This is a genomic window from Streptomyces sp. NPDC048484 (assembly GCF_040651415.1).
Classification (GTDB): domain Bacteria; phylum Actinomycetota; class Actinomycetes; order Streptomycetales; family Streptomycetaceae; genus Streptomyces.
Map to the genome: position 1 here is coordinate 70,773 of NZ_JBEZJY010000005.1, position 16,406 is coordinate 87,178.

Annotated in this window: 14 protein-coding genes; 10 read left to right on the forward strand and 4 right to left on the reverse strand. The window is 71.2% G+C overall.

What is annotated here, in order from left to right; translation table 11 throughout:
- The first annotated feature begins 118 nt into the window (after nt 1–118).
- Complete coding sequence (locus AB0D14_RS06585; protein ID WP_362775499.1) at nt 119–892, forward strand: response regulator transcription factor; 774 nt, start codon at nt 119–121, stop codon at nt 890–892.
- Between the two features lie 2 nt (nt 893–894).
- The gene (locus tag AB0D14_RS06590) at nt 895–2,007 is read left to right on the forward strand and encodes a HAMP domain-containing sensor histidine kinase (RefSeq protein ID WP_362775501.1); all 1,113 of its coding nucleotides are present in this window, start codon (nt 895–897) and stop codon (nt 2,005–2,007) included.
- Between the two features lie 322 nt (nt 2,008–2,329).
- On the opposite strand, the gene AB0D14_RS06595 is transcribed toward AB0D14_RS06590, so the two are convergent.
- On the reverse strand, nt 2,330–3,583 hold the full coding sequence (locus tag AB0D14_RS06595; protein WP_362775503.1) for a beta-propeller fold lactonase family protein: 1,254 nt from the start codon (nt 3,581–3,583) through the stop codon (nt 2,330–2,332).
- 405 nt (nt 3,584–3,988) lie between these two features.
- Between AB0D14_RS06595 and pcaC the strand changes: the two genes are divergently transcribed.
- From pcaC to AB0D14_RS06610, 3 genes are all read left to right on the forward strand, one after another.
- Nucleotides 3,989–5,287, forward strand: coding sequence for a 4-carboxymuconolactone decarboxylase (gene pcaC / locus AB0D14_RS06600; protein ID WP_362775505.1), 1,299 nt, complete (start codon nt 3,989–3,991; stop codon nt 5,285–5,287).
- Between the two features lie 129 nt (nt 5,288–5,416).
- On the forward strand, nt 5,417–6,052 hold the full coding sequence (locus AB0D14_RS06605) for an MBL fold metallo-hydrolase (RefSeq protein WP_362775507.1): 636 nt from the start codon (nt 5,417–5,419) through the stop codon (nt 6,050–6,052).
- A 36-nt stretch (nt 6,053–6,088) separates the two neighbouring features.
- On the forward strand, nt 6,089–6,868 hold the full coding sequence (locus AB0D14_RS06610; RefSeq protein WP_362775509.1) for an exodeoxyribonuclease III: 780 nt from the start codon (nt 6,089–6,091) through the stop codon (nt 6,866–6,868).
- A 46-nt stretch (nt 6,869–6,914) separates the two neighbouring features.
- Here the strand turns inward: AB0D14_RS06610 and AB0D14_RS06615 are convergent, their stop codons facing one another.
- Entirely contained in the window at nt 6,915–8,672 is a 1,758-nt protein-coding gene (locus tag AB0D14_RS06615; protein ID WP_362775801.1) for an SGNH/GDSL hydrolase family protein, read from the reverse strand.
- A gap of 221 nt (nt 8,673–8,893) precedes the next feature.
- On the opposite strand from AB0D14_RS06615, the gene AB0D14_RS06620 reads away from it, so the two are divergent.
- Both AB0D14_RS06620 and AB0D14_RS06625 read left to right on the forward strand, forming a co-directional pair.
- Complete coding sequence (locus AB0D14_RS06620; RefSeq protein ID WP_362775510.1) at nt 8,894–9,334, forward strand: DUF6278 family protein; 441 nt, start codon at nt 8,894–8,896, stop codon at nt 9,332–9,334.
- A gap of 127 nt (nt 9,335–9,461) precedes the next feature.
- Nucleotides 9,462–10,205, forward strand: a complete 744-nt coding sequence (locus tag AB0D14_RS06625; RefSeq protein ID WP_362775512.1) for an amino acid ABC transporter ATP-binding protein — start codon at nt 9,462–9,464, stop codon at nt 10,203–10,205.
- Nucleotides 10,206–10,639: 434 nt separating this feature from the next.
- Here AB0D14_RS06625 and AB0D14_RS06630 read toward each other — a convergent pair whose 3' ends face one another.
- A complete protein-coding gene (locus AB0D14_RS06630) occupies nt 10,640–11,407 on the reverse strand; it encodes a hypothetical protein (protein ID WP_362775514.1) in 768 nt (255 codons plus the stop codon).
- A 104-nt stretch (nt 11,408–11,511) separates the two neighbouring features.
- Between AB0D14_RS06630 and ggt the strand changes: the two genes are divergently transcribed.
- Nucleotides 11,512–13,326 (forward strand): gamma-glutamyltransferase, encoded by a 1,815-nt coding sequence (gene ggt / locus AB0D14_RS06635; protein ID WP_362775516.1) that lies wholly within the window; start codon nt 11,512–11,514, stop codon nt 13,324–13,326.
- Nucleotides 13,327–13,368: 42 nt separating this feature from the next.
- On the opposite strand, the gene map is transcribed toward ggt, so the two are convergent.
- Nucleotides 13,369–14,136, reverse strand: a complete 768-nt coding sequence (map, locus tag AB0D14_RS06640; RefSeq protein WP_362775518.1) for a type I methionyl aminopeptidase — start codon at nt 14,134–14,136, stop codon at nt 13,369–13,371.
- A 73-nt stretch (nt 14,137–14,209) separates the two neighbouring features.
- Here map and AB0D14_RS06645 point away from each other — a divergent pair, with 73 nt between their 5' ends.
- The gene (locus tag AB0D14_RS06645) at nt 14,210–14,461 is read left to right on the forward strand and encodes a helix-turn-helix transcriptional regulator (RefSeq protein ID WP_362775520.1); all 252 of its coding nucleotides are present in this window, start codon (nt 14,210–14,212) and stop codon (nt 14,459–14,461) included.
- A gap of 121 nt (nt 14,462–14,582) precedes the next feature.
- Entirely contained in the window at nt 14,583–16,367 is a 1,785-nt protein-coding gene (locus tag AB0D14_RS06650; RefSeq protein WP_362775522.1) for a hypothetical protein, read from the forward strand.
- Nucleotides 16,368–16,406 lie beyond the last annotated feature (39 nt).

Consider the following 16,406-nt stretch of genomic DNA (forward strand, 5'->3'; position numbering starts at 1 on the left):
TCACCCTACGAACGCGAACGGTGCATACCGGACTTCGACTCCTTACGAAACACGGACGTCAGGGACTGCGGGCGGCTGACGGGCGACGTGGTAGGGCGCGCGGTGCGAGGCTGGCCGTATGGATCAGCAACCGTACGCATCGCCGACGGGCTCCTCCGTCGGCCGGGGGGCCGGGGGCGCCCGCGTCCTCGTGGTCGACGACGACCCCACCGTCGCGGAGGTCGTCTCGGGCTACCTCGATCGCGCCGGGTACCTGGTGGACCGGGCCGGGGACGGGCCCAGCGCCCTGGCCGGCGCCGCCGCCCACTGGCCCGACCTGGTCGTCCTTGATCTGATGCTGCCCGGCATGGACGGCCTGGAGGTGTGTCGGCGGCTGCGCGGACGCGGCCCCGTCCCGGTCATCATGCTCACCGCCCGCGGCGACGAGGAGGACCGCGTCCTAGGGCTGGAGGTGGGTGCGGACGACTACGTCACCAAGCCGTTCAGCCCTCGCGAACTGGTGCTGCGAGTGGAGTCCGTACTGCGCCGCACGACGCCCCGCGCGGGCACGCGGTCTTTCGGCGCGGCAGGCCTCGTCGTCGACCCGGCCGCGCGCCGCGCCACCAAGAATGGCGCCGAACTCGCCCTCACACTCAGGGAGTTCGACCTCCTGGCGTTCTTCCTCCGTCATCCGGGACGGGCATACAGCCGCGAGGACCTGATGCGGGAGGTGTGGGGCTGGGACTTCGGCGACCTGTCGACCGTCACCGTCCACGTCCGACGGCTGCGCAACAAGGTCGAGGACGACCCCGCCCGGCCCTGTCTGATCCAGACGGTGTGGGGCGTCGGCTACCGATTCGATCCCGCAAATCCTTCCGGCTCTTCCAGCTCTTCCGGCCAGGGCGAGGAGTGATCATGCGCGACACCCTCCTCATCGCCCTGTACGCCCTGCTCGGCGCCGGCGCCGCCGGGCTGCTCGGCGCGGGAACCCTGTGGCTGCTGCGCCGCCGGTCGCTGACCAGCTCGCTCACCGTGGTGGTGGCCGTCGCCGTGACCGCGATGCTCGCGGGCACCCTGGCCGTGGCGCAGGCGATGTTCCTGTCCGCGCACGACCTGTCCGTGGTGACGACGGTGGTCGCGATGGCGGCCGTCGTCTCCCTGGCCACCGCGGTGGTGCTTGGCCGCTGGGTGGTCGCCCGCAGCCGCGAACTCACGCTCGCCGCCCGCTCCTTCGGCGACGGCGGCGACTTCACCGCGCCCCACGGTGCGGCCACCGCCGAACTCGCCGCGCTCAGCCGCGAACTACAGGCCACCAGCGCGAAGCTGGCCGAGTCCCGGGAGCGCGAACGCGCCCTGGAGGCCTCCCGCCGGGAACTCGTCGCCTGGATCTCGCACGACCTGCGCACCCCGCTCGCGGGGCTGCGCGCGATGTCCGAGGCACTGGAGGACGGCGTCGCCACCGACCCCGGCCGGTACCTGCGCCAGATCCGCACCGAGGTCGAACGCCTCAACGACATGGTCGGCGACCTCTTCGAACTCTCCCGTATCCACGCCGGCGCGCTGGCTCTGTCGCCCTCCCGGATGTCCGTCTACGACCTGGTCGGAGATGCCCTCGCCGGGGTGTATTCACTGGCCCACGAACACGGAGTGCATCTCGTCGGAGGCCGCGTCGAGCCCCTGCCGGTGGAGGTGGACGGCAAGGAGATGAGCCGCGTCCTGGGAAACCTCCTGGTCAACGCGATCCGGCGGACCCCTGCCGACGGCACGGTCATGGTGGCCGCCGAACGCTCGCCGGACGGCGTGGTGCTGTCCGTCTCGGACAGCTGCGGCGGCATCCCCGAGGAGGACCTGCCCCGCGTGTTCGACACGGGCTGGCGCGGCACCCACGCCCGCACGCCTCCGGCGGGCGCCGGGCTCGGTCTCGCCATCGTCCGCGGCATCGTGGAGGCCCACCAGGGCCGCGCCACCGTACGCAACATCCCCGGCGGCTGCCGCTTCGAGGTGGTGCTGCCCGCTGCCGCTTCCTGAAACGGGCAGCACCACCGGTCCAAGGGGAGCTACGCGCCACGCATCCCGGCCGGCACCAGCCGCCGTACGCCCCTCTCGGCCATGGCGGTGAGCAGTACGGCGATGCCGAGGTCATTGCGGGAGACGTACTCCGCCGCGCCGCCGGCCGCACGGCCGCTCCTGGCAGGGGTGCCCGGGTCACCGGGAGGCCGGCTGCGACATCTGCGGCCACCCGGGCGGCAGACTCGCCGCACAGCACGGCTGCCCCACCGATCTCTCGGTCGGGCAGCCGTCGGGTTGTCGGCGTCGTTCCGTGCAGGCGCTCTCGTCCACCTGCGCGGGATCACATCGCGGCGATGCCTTCCATACCGGACTCGGCGAACGCGGGCAGGCCCTCGGCGGTCGTCACCTTGGTGAGGGAGCCGTTCTTCTCGACGCGGAAGCCGTCGACCGTGCCGGAGACGGCGTTCTGGACGTAGACGAACTTCTCGTCCCCGGTCACGGCCAGGTCGATCACACCCTGTGATTTCGCGGAGGGCGGCGTGGCGACGCCGACGTCGTTGGTGAGGGCGAGCCTTCCCTGCTTGTCCATGCGGTAGCCGGTGACAGTGGAGTTGCCGGTGTTGCCGCCGTAGAAGTAGTTGCCCGCGCGCACCAGCCAGCACAGGACCTCCTGGCCGTTGGCGAGCGGCCTTTGAAGGACCTTCAGCTTGCCGTTGTGCTTGACCTGGTAGGTCGTGACCGTGGACTTCTCGGCCTCGGCGACCAGCATCCGGCTGCCGGACCTGTCGAAGCTGATCGCGAACGGCACGTTGCCGACGGACTTGTTGACGACCGGTTCGGTGACGGCCGGCAGGCCGTTCTTCTTCAGCGGGAAGACCTCGACGGTGTTGTTTCCCTTGGTGGTGACCACCAGGTTGCGGCCGTCCGGGGTGATCTCCACCTCGCCGGGCGAGGTGTCGAAGCGCGGTACGTCCTCGTTCGCCAAGCCGAGGGAGCGGTGAGAGCCCTGCATCGGCACGAGCCCCTTCGCGGTGATCCGGAAGCCCTGGACGCTGCCTTCACCGCCCGCGTTCATGACGTACGCGATCTTGCCCCGCACCGCGATGCTGGCGGGGAACTCGCCGCCGCTGTCCACGACCTGGCGGCTCTTCAGCGCCCGGCCTTCGACGCTGAAGGAGGTCAGTGTGCCGCTCCCCGCGTTGACCGCCAGCAGCATTCCGGAGGCGTCGTCGTAGACGAGGGAACCCTGGGAGGCGAGCGAGTCGGTCGGGGCATCGACCTGGTCGCCGCCCTTACCGCCGGTCGCGTAGCTGCCTGCGGGTTTCAGTTTGCCCTGGCCGTCCCGTGCCAAGACGTGGACGGTGTTCCCGTCCAGCTCGTTGCCCTGAACGAAGACGGCACGATCGGCACCCGCCTCGGACGACCCGTACTGGCTCGCCGAGGCCAGGGACACCGCCACGGTGGCCGCCGCGACGGTGGCCAGGGCGCTGCCGCCGATCATGATCCGCCGCGTCCTGGACTTCGCTCGGTGAGCGCGGCGCGACCCGTCCCGCAGGCTCCCACGGTTCTCACCCTGCTCGTTGTACATGTTCATGTCCCGCTCCTTCGCCCCTCATGGCCCATGGGAGTCCGCATTCGTGTCTGTGGACGGGGCAAGCGTGGCCGGTGGGGGTGGGGAGGTGAGGAAAAACGGGTCCCGCGTCAGACTCTCGTAAGCAGTGACGACGGGGCAGGGCCTTCTCGTCCCAGCTCAGGTGGAGACGCTTCGCAGGGTCCGTCTGTACGATGCACGCGCATCGTGCGTCACGTACCTGGCCGACAACGGGGTGCCGGACCACATCTTTCCCGGGGCCGGGCACACCAACGTGGCAACCACCGAGCGGTGGTATGTGAAGCCCGATGCGGAAGATCTTCGCGAGGCTGCCACAACATGGGATGGCTTGTATGGGGATCCGACCCAAGCGTGTGAGTAATCGTGAGATGTGGGAGCGTGAGTCGGGTGAGCGACGCACAGACCAACACCCTGCAGTACCGCTTTGACGGGCCAGAAGACGCACCTGTCCTGATCTTGGGTCCCTCACTCGGTACCACATGGCACATGTGGGACCGGCAGGTCCCGGAGCTGGTCAAGCAGTGGCGGGTCTTCCGTTTCGACCTGCCGGGCCACGGCGGCGCGCCCGCACACCCGGCCGGTTCGGTCACCGAGCTCGCCGAGCGGCTGCTCGCCACCCTCGACGGCCTCGGCGTCCAGCGGTTCGGCTACGCGGGCTGCGCGCTCGGCGGCGCGGTGGGCGCCGAGCTGGCGCTGCGCCGACCCGAGCGCCTCGCCTCACTCACGCTGATCGCGGCCTCCCCGCGCTTCGGTACGGCCGACGAGTTCCGTCAGCGCGGTGTGATCGTACGGTCGAACGGTCTGGATCCCATCGCGCGGACATCCCCCGAGCGCTGGTTCACGGGCGGGTTCGCCGCGGCGCAGCCCGCGATCACCGAGTGGGCCGTGCAGATGGTGCGCACCACGGATCCGGGCTGCTACATCGCCGCGTGCGAGGCGCTCGCCGCGTTCGACATCCGATCCGACCTCGGCAGGATCGGCGTGCCGACGCTCGTCCTGGTCGGTTCGGACGACCAGGTGACCGGCCCGGCCGAGGCCCGCACGCTGGTCGCCGGGATACCGGACGCCCGCCTCGCGGTCGTGCCCGGCGCCTCCCACCTGGTCCCCGTGGAGCAGCCGGCCGCGGTCACGGACCTCCTCGTACGGCACTTCTCCACCGCCTGGCAGCAGCCGACCTACGACTCGTCGACCGGACAGATGGCGGTCGTGGTCCCCCAAGCGAGCCCGGTGCTCGCCGTACCGCAGCAGATGTCACCCGTCGCCGAGATCGCCCCCGCCCCCCAGCCGGAGGCGCTGATGGGCCGGTCCGACCCCTATGACGCGGGCCTCAAGGTCCGCCGTGAGGTGCTCGGGGACGCTCATGTGGACCGGGCGCTGGCCCAGGCCGACGAGTTCTCCGGGGACTTCCAGGAGTTCATCACCCGCTACGCGTGGGGCGAGATCTGGGACCGGCCGGGCCTCGACCGGCGCTCGCGCAGCTGTGTCACGCTCACCGCCCTGGTCGCGGGCGGCCACCTCGACGAGCTGGCCTTCCACACCCGGGCCGCCCTCCGTAACGGCCTCACCCCGGTCGAGATCAAGGAAGTGCTCCTCCAGGCGGCCGTCTACTGCGGCGTACCGGCCGCGAACAGCGCCTTCAAGGTGGCGCAGCAGGTCATCCGCGAGGAGACCACACCGGAGGAGTGAGCGCCGAAAGGCCGGACGGGAAGCCGGGCCGGAAGACCGGGCCGGAAGACCGGAACGGAGACCGGACCGGAAAGCCGCGAGGGCTCCTCGGGTGCGCCCGCCCCGGCGCCCGGATGCAGGATGGGAACCATGAAGCTCACGAAGAAGTCGCACGCCTGCGTCCGCCTGGAGAAGGACGGCCGCACACTCGTCATCGACCCCGGTGCCTTCAGCGAGGCGGACGCAGCGGTCGGCACGGACGCGATCCTCATCACGCACGAGCACCCCGACCACTTCAGCGAGGAACATCTGCGGGCCGGTCTGGAGGCCAACCCCGGGGCAGAGATCTGGACCCTGAAGTCCGTGGCCGACCAGCTCTCGGCCGCCTTCCCGGGCCGCGTGCACACCGTCGGCCACGGCGACACGTTCACCGCTGCGGGCTTCGACGTACAGGTCCACGGCGAACTGCACGCCGTGATCCACCCCGACATCCCGCGCATCACGAACGTCGGCTTCCTCGTCGACGGCGGGCGCGTCTTCCACCCGGGCGACGCCCTCACGGTCCCCGACCACCCGGTCGAGACGCTGATGCTGCCCGTCATGGCTCCCTGGAGCAAGATCTCCGAGGTCATCGACTACGTCCGCGAGGTCGGGCCGCAGCGCGCGTACGACATCCACGACGCGCTGCTCACCGATCTCGCCCGCCCCGTCTACGACCGCCAGATCGGCGCCCTCGGCGGCTCCGAGCACCTGCGGCTGGCGCCGGGCGAGAGCGCCGACCTCTGAGAGCCTGTGTCAGAGGCGCCCGGTAGGTTGTGAAGCATGCGTATCGCCACCTGGAACGTGAACTCGATCACCGCCCGTCTCCCGAGGCTGCTGTCCTGGCTGGAGAGCAGTGGCACGGACGTGCTGTGCATCCAGGAGACGAAGACCACCGCCGAGCAGTTCCCGTCCGAGCAGCTCCGTGAGCTGGGCTACGAGTCGGCGGTGAACGCGACAGGGCGGTGGAACGGCGTGGCGGTGGTGTCCCGGGTGGGCCTCGAAGACGTCGTCAGGGGCCTGCCCGGCGATCCCGGTTACGAAGGCGTCGAGGAGCCCCGAGCGGTCTCCGCGACCTGCGGCCCGCTCCGCGTCTGGTCGGTCTACGTGCCGAACGGCCGTGAGGTGGACCACCCGCACTACGCGTACAAGCTCCAGTGGTTCGAGGCCCTCAAGGCGGCCGTCGCGGGCGACGCGGCCGGCAGCCGCCCGTTCGCCGTGATGGGCGACTACAACGTGGCACCGACGGACGACGACGTCTTCGACCGGGCCGTCTTCGAGGGCTCCACCCACGTCACCGCGCCCGAGCGCGCCGCCCTCACCGCGCTGCGTGAGACCGGTCTCTCGGACGTGGTCCCGCGCCCCCTCAAGTACGACCACCCGTTCACGTACTGGGACTACCGCCAGCTCGGCTTCCCCAAGAACCGCGGCATGCGCATCGACCTCGTCTACGGCAACGCCCCCTTCGCCAAGGCGGTCACCGACGCCTACGTGGACCGGGAGGAACGAAAGGGCAAGGGCGCCTCGGACCACGCCCCCGTGGTGGTGGACCTCGAGGTGTAGCGCCATGACCATGAGGGGCCCGGGGAACCCCGGGGAACCGAGCCCCCTAGAGCAAGCCCAGATCCACCGACTCCGCCAGCGCGGCCAAGCCCGCGTCCCCCGGATGCAGATGATCCCCGCTGTCATAGGCGGGAAGAATCCGCGCGGGATGCCCTGGATCCCGCAACACGGCGTCGAAGTCGAGTACACCATCGAGCCCGGTTCCGGAGCCGGACCGAATCCACCGGTTCACGGCGGCGCGCTGCGCGTCGACGGACGCCGTACACCGGGCCTCCCCCTCACAGGGCGCGATCGTCGCGACCAGCACCCGCAGCCCGCGGTCCCGCGCCCGGTCGGAGACCTCCCGCAGCCCGTCCACGACCTGTTCCGCACTCGCACCCCAGCGGACGTCGTTGACCCCCTGGAAAACGACGACGGTACGCGCCGACGTCTGGGCCAGGACATCCCGGTCGAGGCGGTGCAGCGCGCTCACCCCACCCGTGTCGGTGGAGACACCGTCACCGGGGTAGCGGTCCGTGACCACACGGTTCGCCGAGATGCCGTGGTTGAGGACCCCATAGCGCGGGACCACATCCTGCTTCCGGAGCCGGGCGGCCAGCAGATCGGGCCAGCGCCGGTTCGCGTCCCGCGTCGACTTCTCGCCGTCCGTGATCGAGTCGCCGAGCACCACGACGGATCCCGGCCCCTCACCCACGTCGACACCGGTCAGCAGCGGCCAGTTGAGGATCGTCGAGGTGTACGCGTCCGGGGCGGCGTCCGCCGCGTGGTCGCCGGGCTCGCTGACGTACGACTGCTGGACGGCCAGGCTGTGCACGGGCGCCGCCGTGACTGTTCCCGGTAGGTGGAAGCTCACCAGGAGGTTGCTGTCCGCGGGCACGTCGAAGCCCAGCGGATCGCTGAACGCCTGTGCTCCCGCCGGGATCTCGGTGTCCTCGGAGCCCCGGAAGGACAGCGGCACGGGAGCGCCGCGCGGGCTCGCCCCGGATGCCTGCACCGCCACCGTCGCGCTCCCGATCCGTACGGGCGTGGCGGCGAAGGTGTTGTCGAGCCGGATCCGCACGCGTGGCCCGCCGGCCGAGGTGTGCACCACCAGGCGCAGCGTCCGGTCCATCCACGGCCCGACCGCCGCGTAGCCGGAGGCCGACGCGGCCCAACTCCCCGTCCAGCCAGGGTTTTCGGAGCGTACCGACAGTGCGAACACATGCAGGTCGCCGTTGCGCGGCAGTTCCACGGAGTCCACCGCGCGCCCTCGGGCGAGCGGCACGGTCACGACGTACAGCCGGGCCTTCTCGGTGAGTTGACCGCCGGGCGTGTTGACGTGCGGGAGGGCCACGGCCTTGGTGGCGAGCGGGCCGCCTCGCCAGTCCGACGCGGTCAGCCGGTAGGAGGAGCGGGAACCGTCGCGGTACCGCACCCCGCCCGTGCCGCTCTCCTCGCCGCCTCCCGTGCCCGCGACCAGGAAGGCGAGCGCGTCCCCGTGGCCGCTCACCCGGACGGACTGGCCGTCGGCGCGTACGTTGTCGGGCTTGCCCGGCGCCCGGCGGGGCCAGGCCAGCCGCGCGCCCTGGACCGTGGGCGAGCGCCCCGGCGTCCATCCGGCGGCGCTCAGGTCCTGCGCCGACAGGGAGCCGCCCGAGCCGTCGAAGTCCGCACCGGCGGGCCGTGCGTCGTCGCTCACGGCCGTGTTGTCGAAAAGCCGTTCCAGGGGCTGGGGCAGGGGCCGGGGTCGTTCCCCGCTATGGGACGCGGCCGCCGCCGGAACCGTCGCCGACAGCAGAGCCAGAGCAACGGCGGTACCCCACATACGTCGGCGCACACCGACTCCTCCCACTCACGAACGGCTTGCTGGCGGCTCACGAACGGCGCACGAACGACTTACTGACGAGGCGACAGACGCATCGTGAAGCTAAGGAGGCGACAGGGACCCGTCAATGAGGCAGGCGCAAACTGGGAGCGAACTCCCTGGGAACAGGCGATCCGCGCGCCCTGTGGTGCACCAGGTGATATGGATGAAAGGCTGCGTGTATGAACATCCCTTTCCTGGGCCACTGGCGTAAGAAGCGGGGCCCCGACGGAGGAGCCGCGGTCTTCTCGGACAGCGAGAGTGACCGCGAGGGGGTGGCCGAACTGCTCTCCGAATGTGAACTGCTGCGCTCTCAGGCCCATCAGGCGGGGATCGCACTCGACGACACCGCGGCCTCGTTGGAGGCACTCGACCAGCTGCTGCCACGCTGGCGCGACGACGAGGAGAGCCTGCCCTGGCTCGGCAACGACGCCGGCCTCTATCTCGGCACGGTCATCGTCCGCACGGTCCCCGGCGCCGTCTGGGAGGTCTGGCCCAACGGCCGGCCGGTCGTACGGCTGGAGTCGGGGCGGGAGATCGACGTGGTCGTCTCGGGCCACGAGTGGGCGTCCAGCGGAGTTCCCGAACTCTCGCAGCTGTATGCCGAGGTAGCGGAAACGTGAGGCCCTGGTCTGCATGAGCGGTGTAAATACGGCTAATGCCTGAAAGGTGCGTGTCGTGCATTAACGCCACCCTTGTGTGGATAGTTTGCGGCAATCCCGACACGGCTGAGAGTGGGTAGGGCTGAGCATGGCCGTCGATCCGTTGATCGAGCTGCGTGACGTCAACAAGTACTTCGGAGAGCTGCATGTCCTGCGGGACATCAACCTCACTGTCGGCAAGGGGGAGGTGGTCGTGGTCATCGGCCCTTCGGGGTCGGGCAAGTCGACCCTCTGCAGGGCCATCAACCGTTTGGAGCCCATCCAGTCGGGTGAGATCGAGCTGGACGGCCGGCCACTGGCGGAGGAGGGCAGGGAACTCGCGAGGCTCCGCGCCGAGGTCGGGATGGTGTTCCAGTCCTTCAACCTCTTCGCGCACAAGACGGCCCTGCAGAACGTCTCGCTGGCGCAGGTGAAGGTGCGCGGCCACAAGAAGGCCCAGGCCGACACGCGCTCGCTCGAACTGCTCGACCGGGTGGGCCTGGCCTCGCAGGCGCAGAAGTACCCGGCGCAGCTCTCAGGCGGCCAGCAGCAGCGCGTGGCCATCGCGCGCGCCCTTGCCATGGCCCCCAAGGCGCTTCTCTTCGACGAGCCGACCTCGGCGCTCGACCCGGAGATGATCAACGAGGTTCTGGAGGTGATGCAGCAGCTCGCGCGCGACGGCATGACGATGGTCGTCGTCACCCACGAGATGGGCTTCGCACGCTCGGCGGCCAACCGTGTCGTCTTCATGGCCGACGGCGCCATCGTCGAGGACCGCACCCCGGAGGAGTTCTTCACCGACCCGCGCAGCGACCGTGCGAAGGACTTCCTCTCCAAAATCCTCACACACTGAGCGGGGGAGCGTGATCATGACCCGTACGGCACGTACAGGCCCTGTCCGGGCGGCGCCCGGCGTTTTCCTCGCGACCGGCCGCCGGGGCTCCCAGAGCTCCCACTACTCCCGTGGCGGGGCCCAACTCGCCGTCCGTGCGCCCGCGTCGGGTCGGTGCCCCGGCTCCGGTGCCGGGTTCCGCCAGGCCGGGGGGCCGGCCGCGTCGGGCCTCGACTACGCTTTGTCGTTCATCCCCGCGGTGACAGAGGCTGTCGAAGACGCCTCGGCCGACCCAGGGACGCTGCTGTCGGGCACGCGGTAGCGAAGGGCAATGGCCCGTCCGGCGGCAGCCGGGGATCACTGCTCACGCAGCGGGACCGACACGCATGACGGGTCGGCCGCGGGTGAGGAGAAGGTCAGCTGCGCGCCGGTCGGGTTGTGCTCCGTCCCCGGGGCTAGGGGGTTGCCCGATGGGTGTTCCGTGCGGACCCTGCGGGTGCATCCGGCAGTGGGGTCTGTGCGGCGCGGGTGACGTCGGCGACCAGCTCGACGACATCCGGCCCGTACGCCTGGGAGTTCACGACCTTCAGGAGGAGCACGAAGGAGCTGTCGCCGTGCTTGCGGTACAGCCGCTCGTGGTTGCGGGCCAGATAGCGCGTCGCCGCCTGGTTGGTGATGGCGCGCTGGCCGCAGAAGAGGAACACGGGCCTGCCCGGGCCGGGCTGCCCGGCGGTGAGCCGCGCGAGCAGCACGTACTCGGCCAGTCCCTGCTCCATACGGTGGCGTTCGGTGCCTATCTGGAACGCGAGGCGGTCCGGACCCGGTTCCGGGTCGGTGTTCACCCGCACACCCGGCAGCATGGCCTGCATATGGGCGGCCGTACGGCGGTTCGACCCCGGGCCGCCGACGCAGAACTCCGTGCGTTCCCCGAAGCCCTGCCGGGCCGCGTCCTGTGTGATCAGGTCGGCGTGCGCGTTGCAGCCCTTGATCAGCGCGGCGAGTTCCAGGAGCGCGAACACGTCGTAGCGGTGTACGGCCAGATCGGGGCTGCCTGCGTCGCGGTTGACCACGAGCAGCGACTCGGAGTGGTCGGGCAGCCCGAAGAAGGCCTGCTTGCGGCGGAGTTTCCGCTTCCACAGATAGGTCCGGGCGAGCCAGCCCAGCGAGGCGCTGAGGGCCGCCGCGATCACCCCCAGGACGATGTTGCGCACGTCGTCGTTCATGGGCGCGCATGCTAGCGGGCGTACGCATCGGTGTTCGAGAGGGGCCTGACGCGGCCATGCCGAGGAAGTTACGCTGCGCGGACGGTCGTTCACTGGAGGTACTGATGGAGCGCTCGCTCGCGCGGAGACTTGCGGTGCTGGCGGTTTCGGCCGCTGTGGTGTCGGTGGGGGCGGCGGCGCCGCCGTCCTCGGGGAGCGCCGGGGGCGGATCGGGCCCGGCGGAGAAGGTGCCGGTCGCCGTCGGATACGGCGGGGCCGTCGCGAGTGTCGACGCGGACGCCTCGGCCGCCGGTGTGGAGATCCTCCGCAAGGGCGGCAACGCGGTGGACGCGGCCGTCGCCACGGCAGCCGCCCTGGGCGTCACCGAGCCGTATTCGTCGGGCATCGGCGGAGGTGGCTACTTCGTCTACTACGACGCCAAGGCCCGTACGGTGCACACGATCGACGGGCGCGAGACAGCGCCCCTGACGGCCGACTCGGGGCTCTTCCTGGAGAACGGCCGGCCGATCCCGTTCGAGGACGCCGTGACCAGCGGCCTGGGCGTGGGCACGCCCGGTACGCCCGCCACCTGGCAGACGGCGCTGGACAACTGGGGCAGCAAAGGGCTCGGGTCGCTGCTGAGGCCCGCGGAGCGGCTCGCGCGGGACGGGTTCACCGTCGACGCCACGTTCCGCTCGCAGACCCAGTCCAACGAGGCACGGTTCAGGAACTTCCCGGACACGGCCGAGCTGTTCCTGCCGGGCGGCTCGCTGCCGGTGGTCGGCTCGACGTTCAAGAACCCCGATCTGGCGCGTACGTACGGGGAGTTGGGCCGCAAGGGGGTGGGCGCGCTGTACCGCGGCGAACTGGCCGAGGACATCGTCGACACGGTGAACGAGCCTCCGGTGGACCCCGCTTCGGGGTACAACGCCCGTCCGGGCGAGCTGTCGCTGAAGGACCTGGCGAAGTACCGGGCGAAGCTGCAGGCGCCCACGAAGACCTCGTACCGCGGTCTGGGTGTCTACTCCATCGCACCCTCCTCCTCCGGTGGCACCACGGTCGGCGAGGCCCTCAACATCCTTGAGAACACCGACCTTTCGAAGGCCTCCGACGTCCAGTACCTGCACCGCTACATCGAGGCGAGCCGGATCGCCTTCGCGGACCGGGGGCGCTGGGTGGGCGACCCCGCCTTCGAGGACGTACCGACGAAGGAACTGCTCTCGCAGAAGTTCGCCGACTCGCGCGAGTGCCTGATCAAGGACGACGCGGTGCTCACGAGTCCGCTCGCGCCGGGCGACCCGCGCGATCCGGCCTCCTGCTCGGCCGGCGGTACGGCCGCGCCGACGACGTACGAGGGTGAGAACACGACCCATCTGACGGCGGCCGACAAGTGGGGCAACGTCGTCGCGTACACCCTCACCATCGAGCAGACCGGCGGCAGCGGGATCACCGTCCCGGACCGCGGGTTCATCCTCAACAACGAGCTGACCGACTTCTCCTTCGCCCCGGCGAGCCCGGCCGTGCACGACCCGAACCTGCCCGGGCCCGGCAAGCGTCCGCGCTCGTCGATCTCGCCGACGATCGTCCTCGACCGTCACGCGAAGCCGGTGGTGGCGCTGGGCTCGCCCGGTGGCGCGACCATCGTCACGACGGTCCTCCAGACCCTGACGGGCTTCCTCGACCGGGGTCTGCCGCTCGTCGACGCGATCGCCGCCCCGCGTGCCAGCCAGCGCAACCAGACGACCACCGAACTCGAACCGGGCCTGTGGAACAGCCCGTTGAGGGCACAGCTGGAAGCCATCGGTCACGGGTTCCGGCAGAACCCGGAGATCGGTGCGGCGACGGGAGTCCAGCGCCTGCCGAACGGCAAGTGGCTGGCGGCCGCGGAGACCGTGCGCAGGGGCGGCGGCTCGGCGATGGTGGTGCGACCGGCGCCGTAGTCAGTCGTGGTCACCCGGATCCTGACGGCCCGCGGCCCGGAGTCAGCGGGCCGTCAGGATGCGGGGGCCCGCGGTGGTGATGGCCACCGTGTGTTCCGCGTGGGCCGCGCGGCTGCCGTCGTCCGTGCGGAGGGTCCAGCCGTCGCGATCGGCGTGGAAGACATCGGTGCCGCCGCCGATGAGCATGGGCTCGATGGCCAGGACCATGCCGTGGCGCAGGGGCAGGCCGCGGCCGGGCAGGCCCTCGTTCGGCACGGGCGGGTCCTCGTGCATACGGCGGCCCACGCCGTGGCCGCCGAAGCCGTCCGGGATGCCGTAACCCGCCGCACGGCACACCGTGCCGACCGCGTGCGCGATGTCGCCGATGCGGTTGCCGACGACGGCCGCCTCGATGCCCGCAGCGAGGGCGCGCTCGGCGGTCTCGACGAGCCGCAGGTCCGCCGGGCGGGGCTCGCCCACGATGAAGCTGATGGCCGAGTCGCCGGCCCAGCCGCCCAGCTCGGCGCCGAAGTCGATGGAGACCAGGTCGCTGTCGCGCAGCCGGTAGCCGTCCGGGATGCCGTGCACGATCGCGTCGTTCACGGAGGCGCAGATGACGGCCGGGAAGGGGACGGGAGCGAAGGACGGGTGATAGTTGAGGAAGGGTGATGTCGCTCCCGCGTCGCGCAGGACCTGGTGCGCGATCTCGTCCAGTTCCAGGAGTGAAACGCCCACGCGGGCCGCCTCCCGTACCGCCGTGAGGGCACGGCCCACGACCTGGCCCGTTTCGTACATCGCATCGACAGACGAGTCCGTCTTCAGTTCCACCATGCCAATTACTATACCGATCTCGAGGGCCCTGGATGCCTGTTCAAGCGACGATCGGCGGTACTAGAGTGGCCGCATGGTGCGAACCCCGCTGACCCCCGAAGAGCACGAACGCGGAGAGCGGCTCGGGCGGCTGCTGCGCGAGGCCCGAAGCGGCCGCAGCATGGCGGAGATCGCCGCGAGCGCCGGTCTCTCCGCCGAGACCCTCCGCAAGATCGAGACCGGGCGCGCCCCGACCCCGGCCTTCTTCACGGTCGCGGCGCTGGCTCGGGTGCTGGGCCTCTCCATGGACGAGATCGCGGGCAGTTGTGCGCTCACCCCGGTGTGACGTCACGTTCCGGTGCGGTGACCGCACTCTGCGTCCAGGTCGAAAACTCGTCGTAGCGCTTCCGTAACACGAATGGTGTTTTCTACCTCGGAGTAGTGTGGTCCGGCGTGGGGTGAAGGCAATGGCAGTGGAACAACTCCCGGGCCAAGTGCGGGAGTTCGCGCAGTACCTCAATGGCATGCTGTCCCGGCTCGACCAGGGCGGCGGCTGGTGCGGTGTGTTCTGGCAGCGCGACCCGGAAGGGATGCGGGCCTGTCTGGACGGCTCGGAGGTGCCGCCCTGGGACGTCGTGCAGGCCGTTCTCCAGGACCTGGCCGTCGAGTACGGCGACCGGGCCGCGGCTCAGGAGGCCGAGCGGGCCCGGGTCCTGCACGGCGCCTCTCTCGCCGCGTACGACGCACGGCCCGGCGCCCGTGACGCCCTCGGTGACCGCCTCGACGTCATGCTGCGTGAACAGCGTTACGCCGCCGAACGGCTCTCGGAGCTGGGCAGGTCGCTGCCCGCGGCCACCACCCGGACGGAGGCCGACTCCCTCCGTCTCGACCTGGCCTGGGCCCGCGACGACCACGACCGTGCGACGGCCCGCTGCGCCGAACTCCGTTTCCGCATGGACGAGTTGGACCGGCGAACGACGGGCGGACACACGCAGGAGGCCCTGACGATCCAGCCCGTCGCCGACGGCGGGGGAGTCTTCTGGGTCGATGAGTCGCGCGATGGCCGTGGCGACGGCGAGGCCGACGGGGTCGACAGGGCTGACGCGGCTGACGAGGCCGGCGCAGGGGAGCCCGGGCGGGATGCCGCCCCGCGTGTGGGCGTACAGCGGCGTGTGGGCGTACAGCGGTCGGCGGCCGACGAGGACGACTGGCCGGACCTGTGGCGCGACGCCTCGGCCGACCGGGCCGCACGACAGGGAGCCGCCCCGGCCACCGACGCAGGCCCGGTCACCCATACGGGCCCGGACACCGGCACCGCCCCACTCACCGGCCCCGGCCCCGGCTTCAACACCGACCCCGCCCCGCATGCCCCGCACGCCGCGACCGCCCCCGTGTCCGCCGCCCCTCGATCCGAAGCGGCACCCCCCGAAGCCGCAGGGCCCACTGCCCCTCCCGAGCCCGCCGCCCCCCAACAGCGCTCCAAGCGCCGCTTCCGCGGTGGCGCCCGAGGCGGCGCCCGCGGTGGAGCCCGCTTCGCCGGTATGGCGGACGCGGTGGCGGAAACGGAAGAGGGCGCGGGTACCACCGTGCCTCCCGCTCCCGTTCCGGTGCCGCTGCCGGGGCCGGTGTCGCAGCCCGCGAAGCGCACCCCGCGGGGTGCCCGTTTCGCGGGCGCCGCGGAGGAGGGCGAGCGGTCGAAGCCGCGGCGCGAGCCACTGGACGACGAAGCGCGGCGGACGACGGTCGAGACCGTCGCGAAGCTCGTCCGGCTGCGCGGCGAGGGCCGCAGCGGTGAGGCGCACGCCGTGCTGGTCGAGGCCGCGTACTGGCCCGCGGCCCACCTCCCGCTCCTCGCCGCCGAACTGCATCGTGCCGGTCTCGGCGCCGACTGGGCCAACCTCCTCTGGGAGGCGGTCTCACTGCCCGCCGGCCAGCTGGTCGCCGCCGCCGACGCCCTGGTGGCGGCCGGACGCACGGCGGACGGTCAGCAGATGCTGCGCCAGGGCGTCGTACGCCCGGCCCCGGAAATAGGCGAGGCCGTCCTGGGTCTCGTCGAAGGGGGCCGCCACCGCGAGGTCCGCGCGCTCCTCGACGCGTACGTCCGCATCCGCGCCCCCGAAGAAGCCGTCCGCAGCATCGACGCCGACCCGCAGCTCCTCGCCCCGCTCCTCCTGGACGCGGCCCGCGACGTCTCGGAGCAGCGCTACTGGGACCTGATCCACGCCCTGAGGGTGGCCGGCTACACGGCTTGAGGGCGCCGGGCGGCCCCCCCCTGCACCGCCGCCAGGCTC

Bases quoted from the DNA above. Each gene is read 5' to 3' on its own strand.
- AB0D14_RS06585 (WP_362775499.1), top strand. From the start codon at position 119: ATGGATCAGCAACCGTACGCATCGCCGACGGGCTCCTCCGTCGGCCGG.
- map (WP_362775518.1), bottom strand. From the start codon at position 14,136: ATGGTGGAACTGAAGACGGACTCGTCTGTCGATGCGATGTACGAAACG.
- AB0D14_RS06620 (WP_362775510.1), top strand. From the start codon at position 8,894: ATGAACATCCCTTTCCTGGGCCACTGGCGTAAGAAGCGGGGCCCCGAC.
- AB0D14_RS06610 (WP_362775509.1), top strand. From the start codon at position 6,089: ATGCGTATCGCCACCTGGAACGTGAACTCGATCACCGCCCGTCTCCCG.
- ggt (WP_362775516.1), top strand. From the start codon at position 11,512: ATGGAGCGCTCGCTCGCGCGGAGACTTGCGGTGCTGGCGGTTTCGGCC.
- AB0D14_RS06590 (WP_362775501.1), top strand. From the start codon at position 895: ATGCGCGACACCCTCCTCATCGCCCTGTACGCCCTGCTCGGCGCCGGC.
- AB0D14_RS06595 (WP_362775503.1), bottom strand. From the start codon at position 3,583: ATGAACATGTACAACGAGCAGGGTGAGAACCGTGGGAGCCTGCGGGAC.
- AB0D14_RS06630 (WP_362775514.1), bottom strand. From the start codon at position 11,407: ATGAACGACGACGTGCGCAACATCGTCCTGGGGGTGATCGCGGCGGCC.
- AB0D14_RS06650 (WP_362775522.1), top strand. From the start codon at position 14,583: ATGGCAGTGGAACAACTCCCGGGCCAAGTGCGGGAGTTCGCGCAGTAC.
- AB0D14_RS06625 (WP_362775512.1), top strand. From the start codon at position 9,462: ATGGCCGTCGATCCGTTGATCGAGCTGCGTGACGTCAACAAGTACTTC.
- AB0D14_RS06605 (WP_362775507.1), top strand. From the start codon at position 5,417: ATGAAGCTCACGAAGAAGTCGCACGCCTGCGTCCGCCTGGAGAAGGAC.
- AB0D14_RS06615 (WP_362775801.1), bottom strand. From the start codon at position 8,672: ATGTGGGGTACCGCCGTTGCTCTGGCTCTGCTGTCGGCGACGGTTCCG.
- AB0D14_RS06645 (WP_362775520.1), top strand. From the start codon at position 14,210: ATGGTGCGAACCCCGCTGACCCCCGAAGAGCACGAACGCGGAGAGCGG.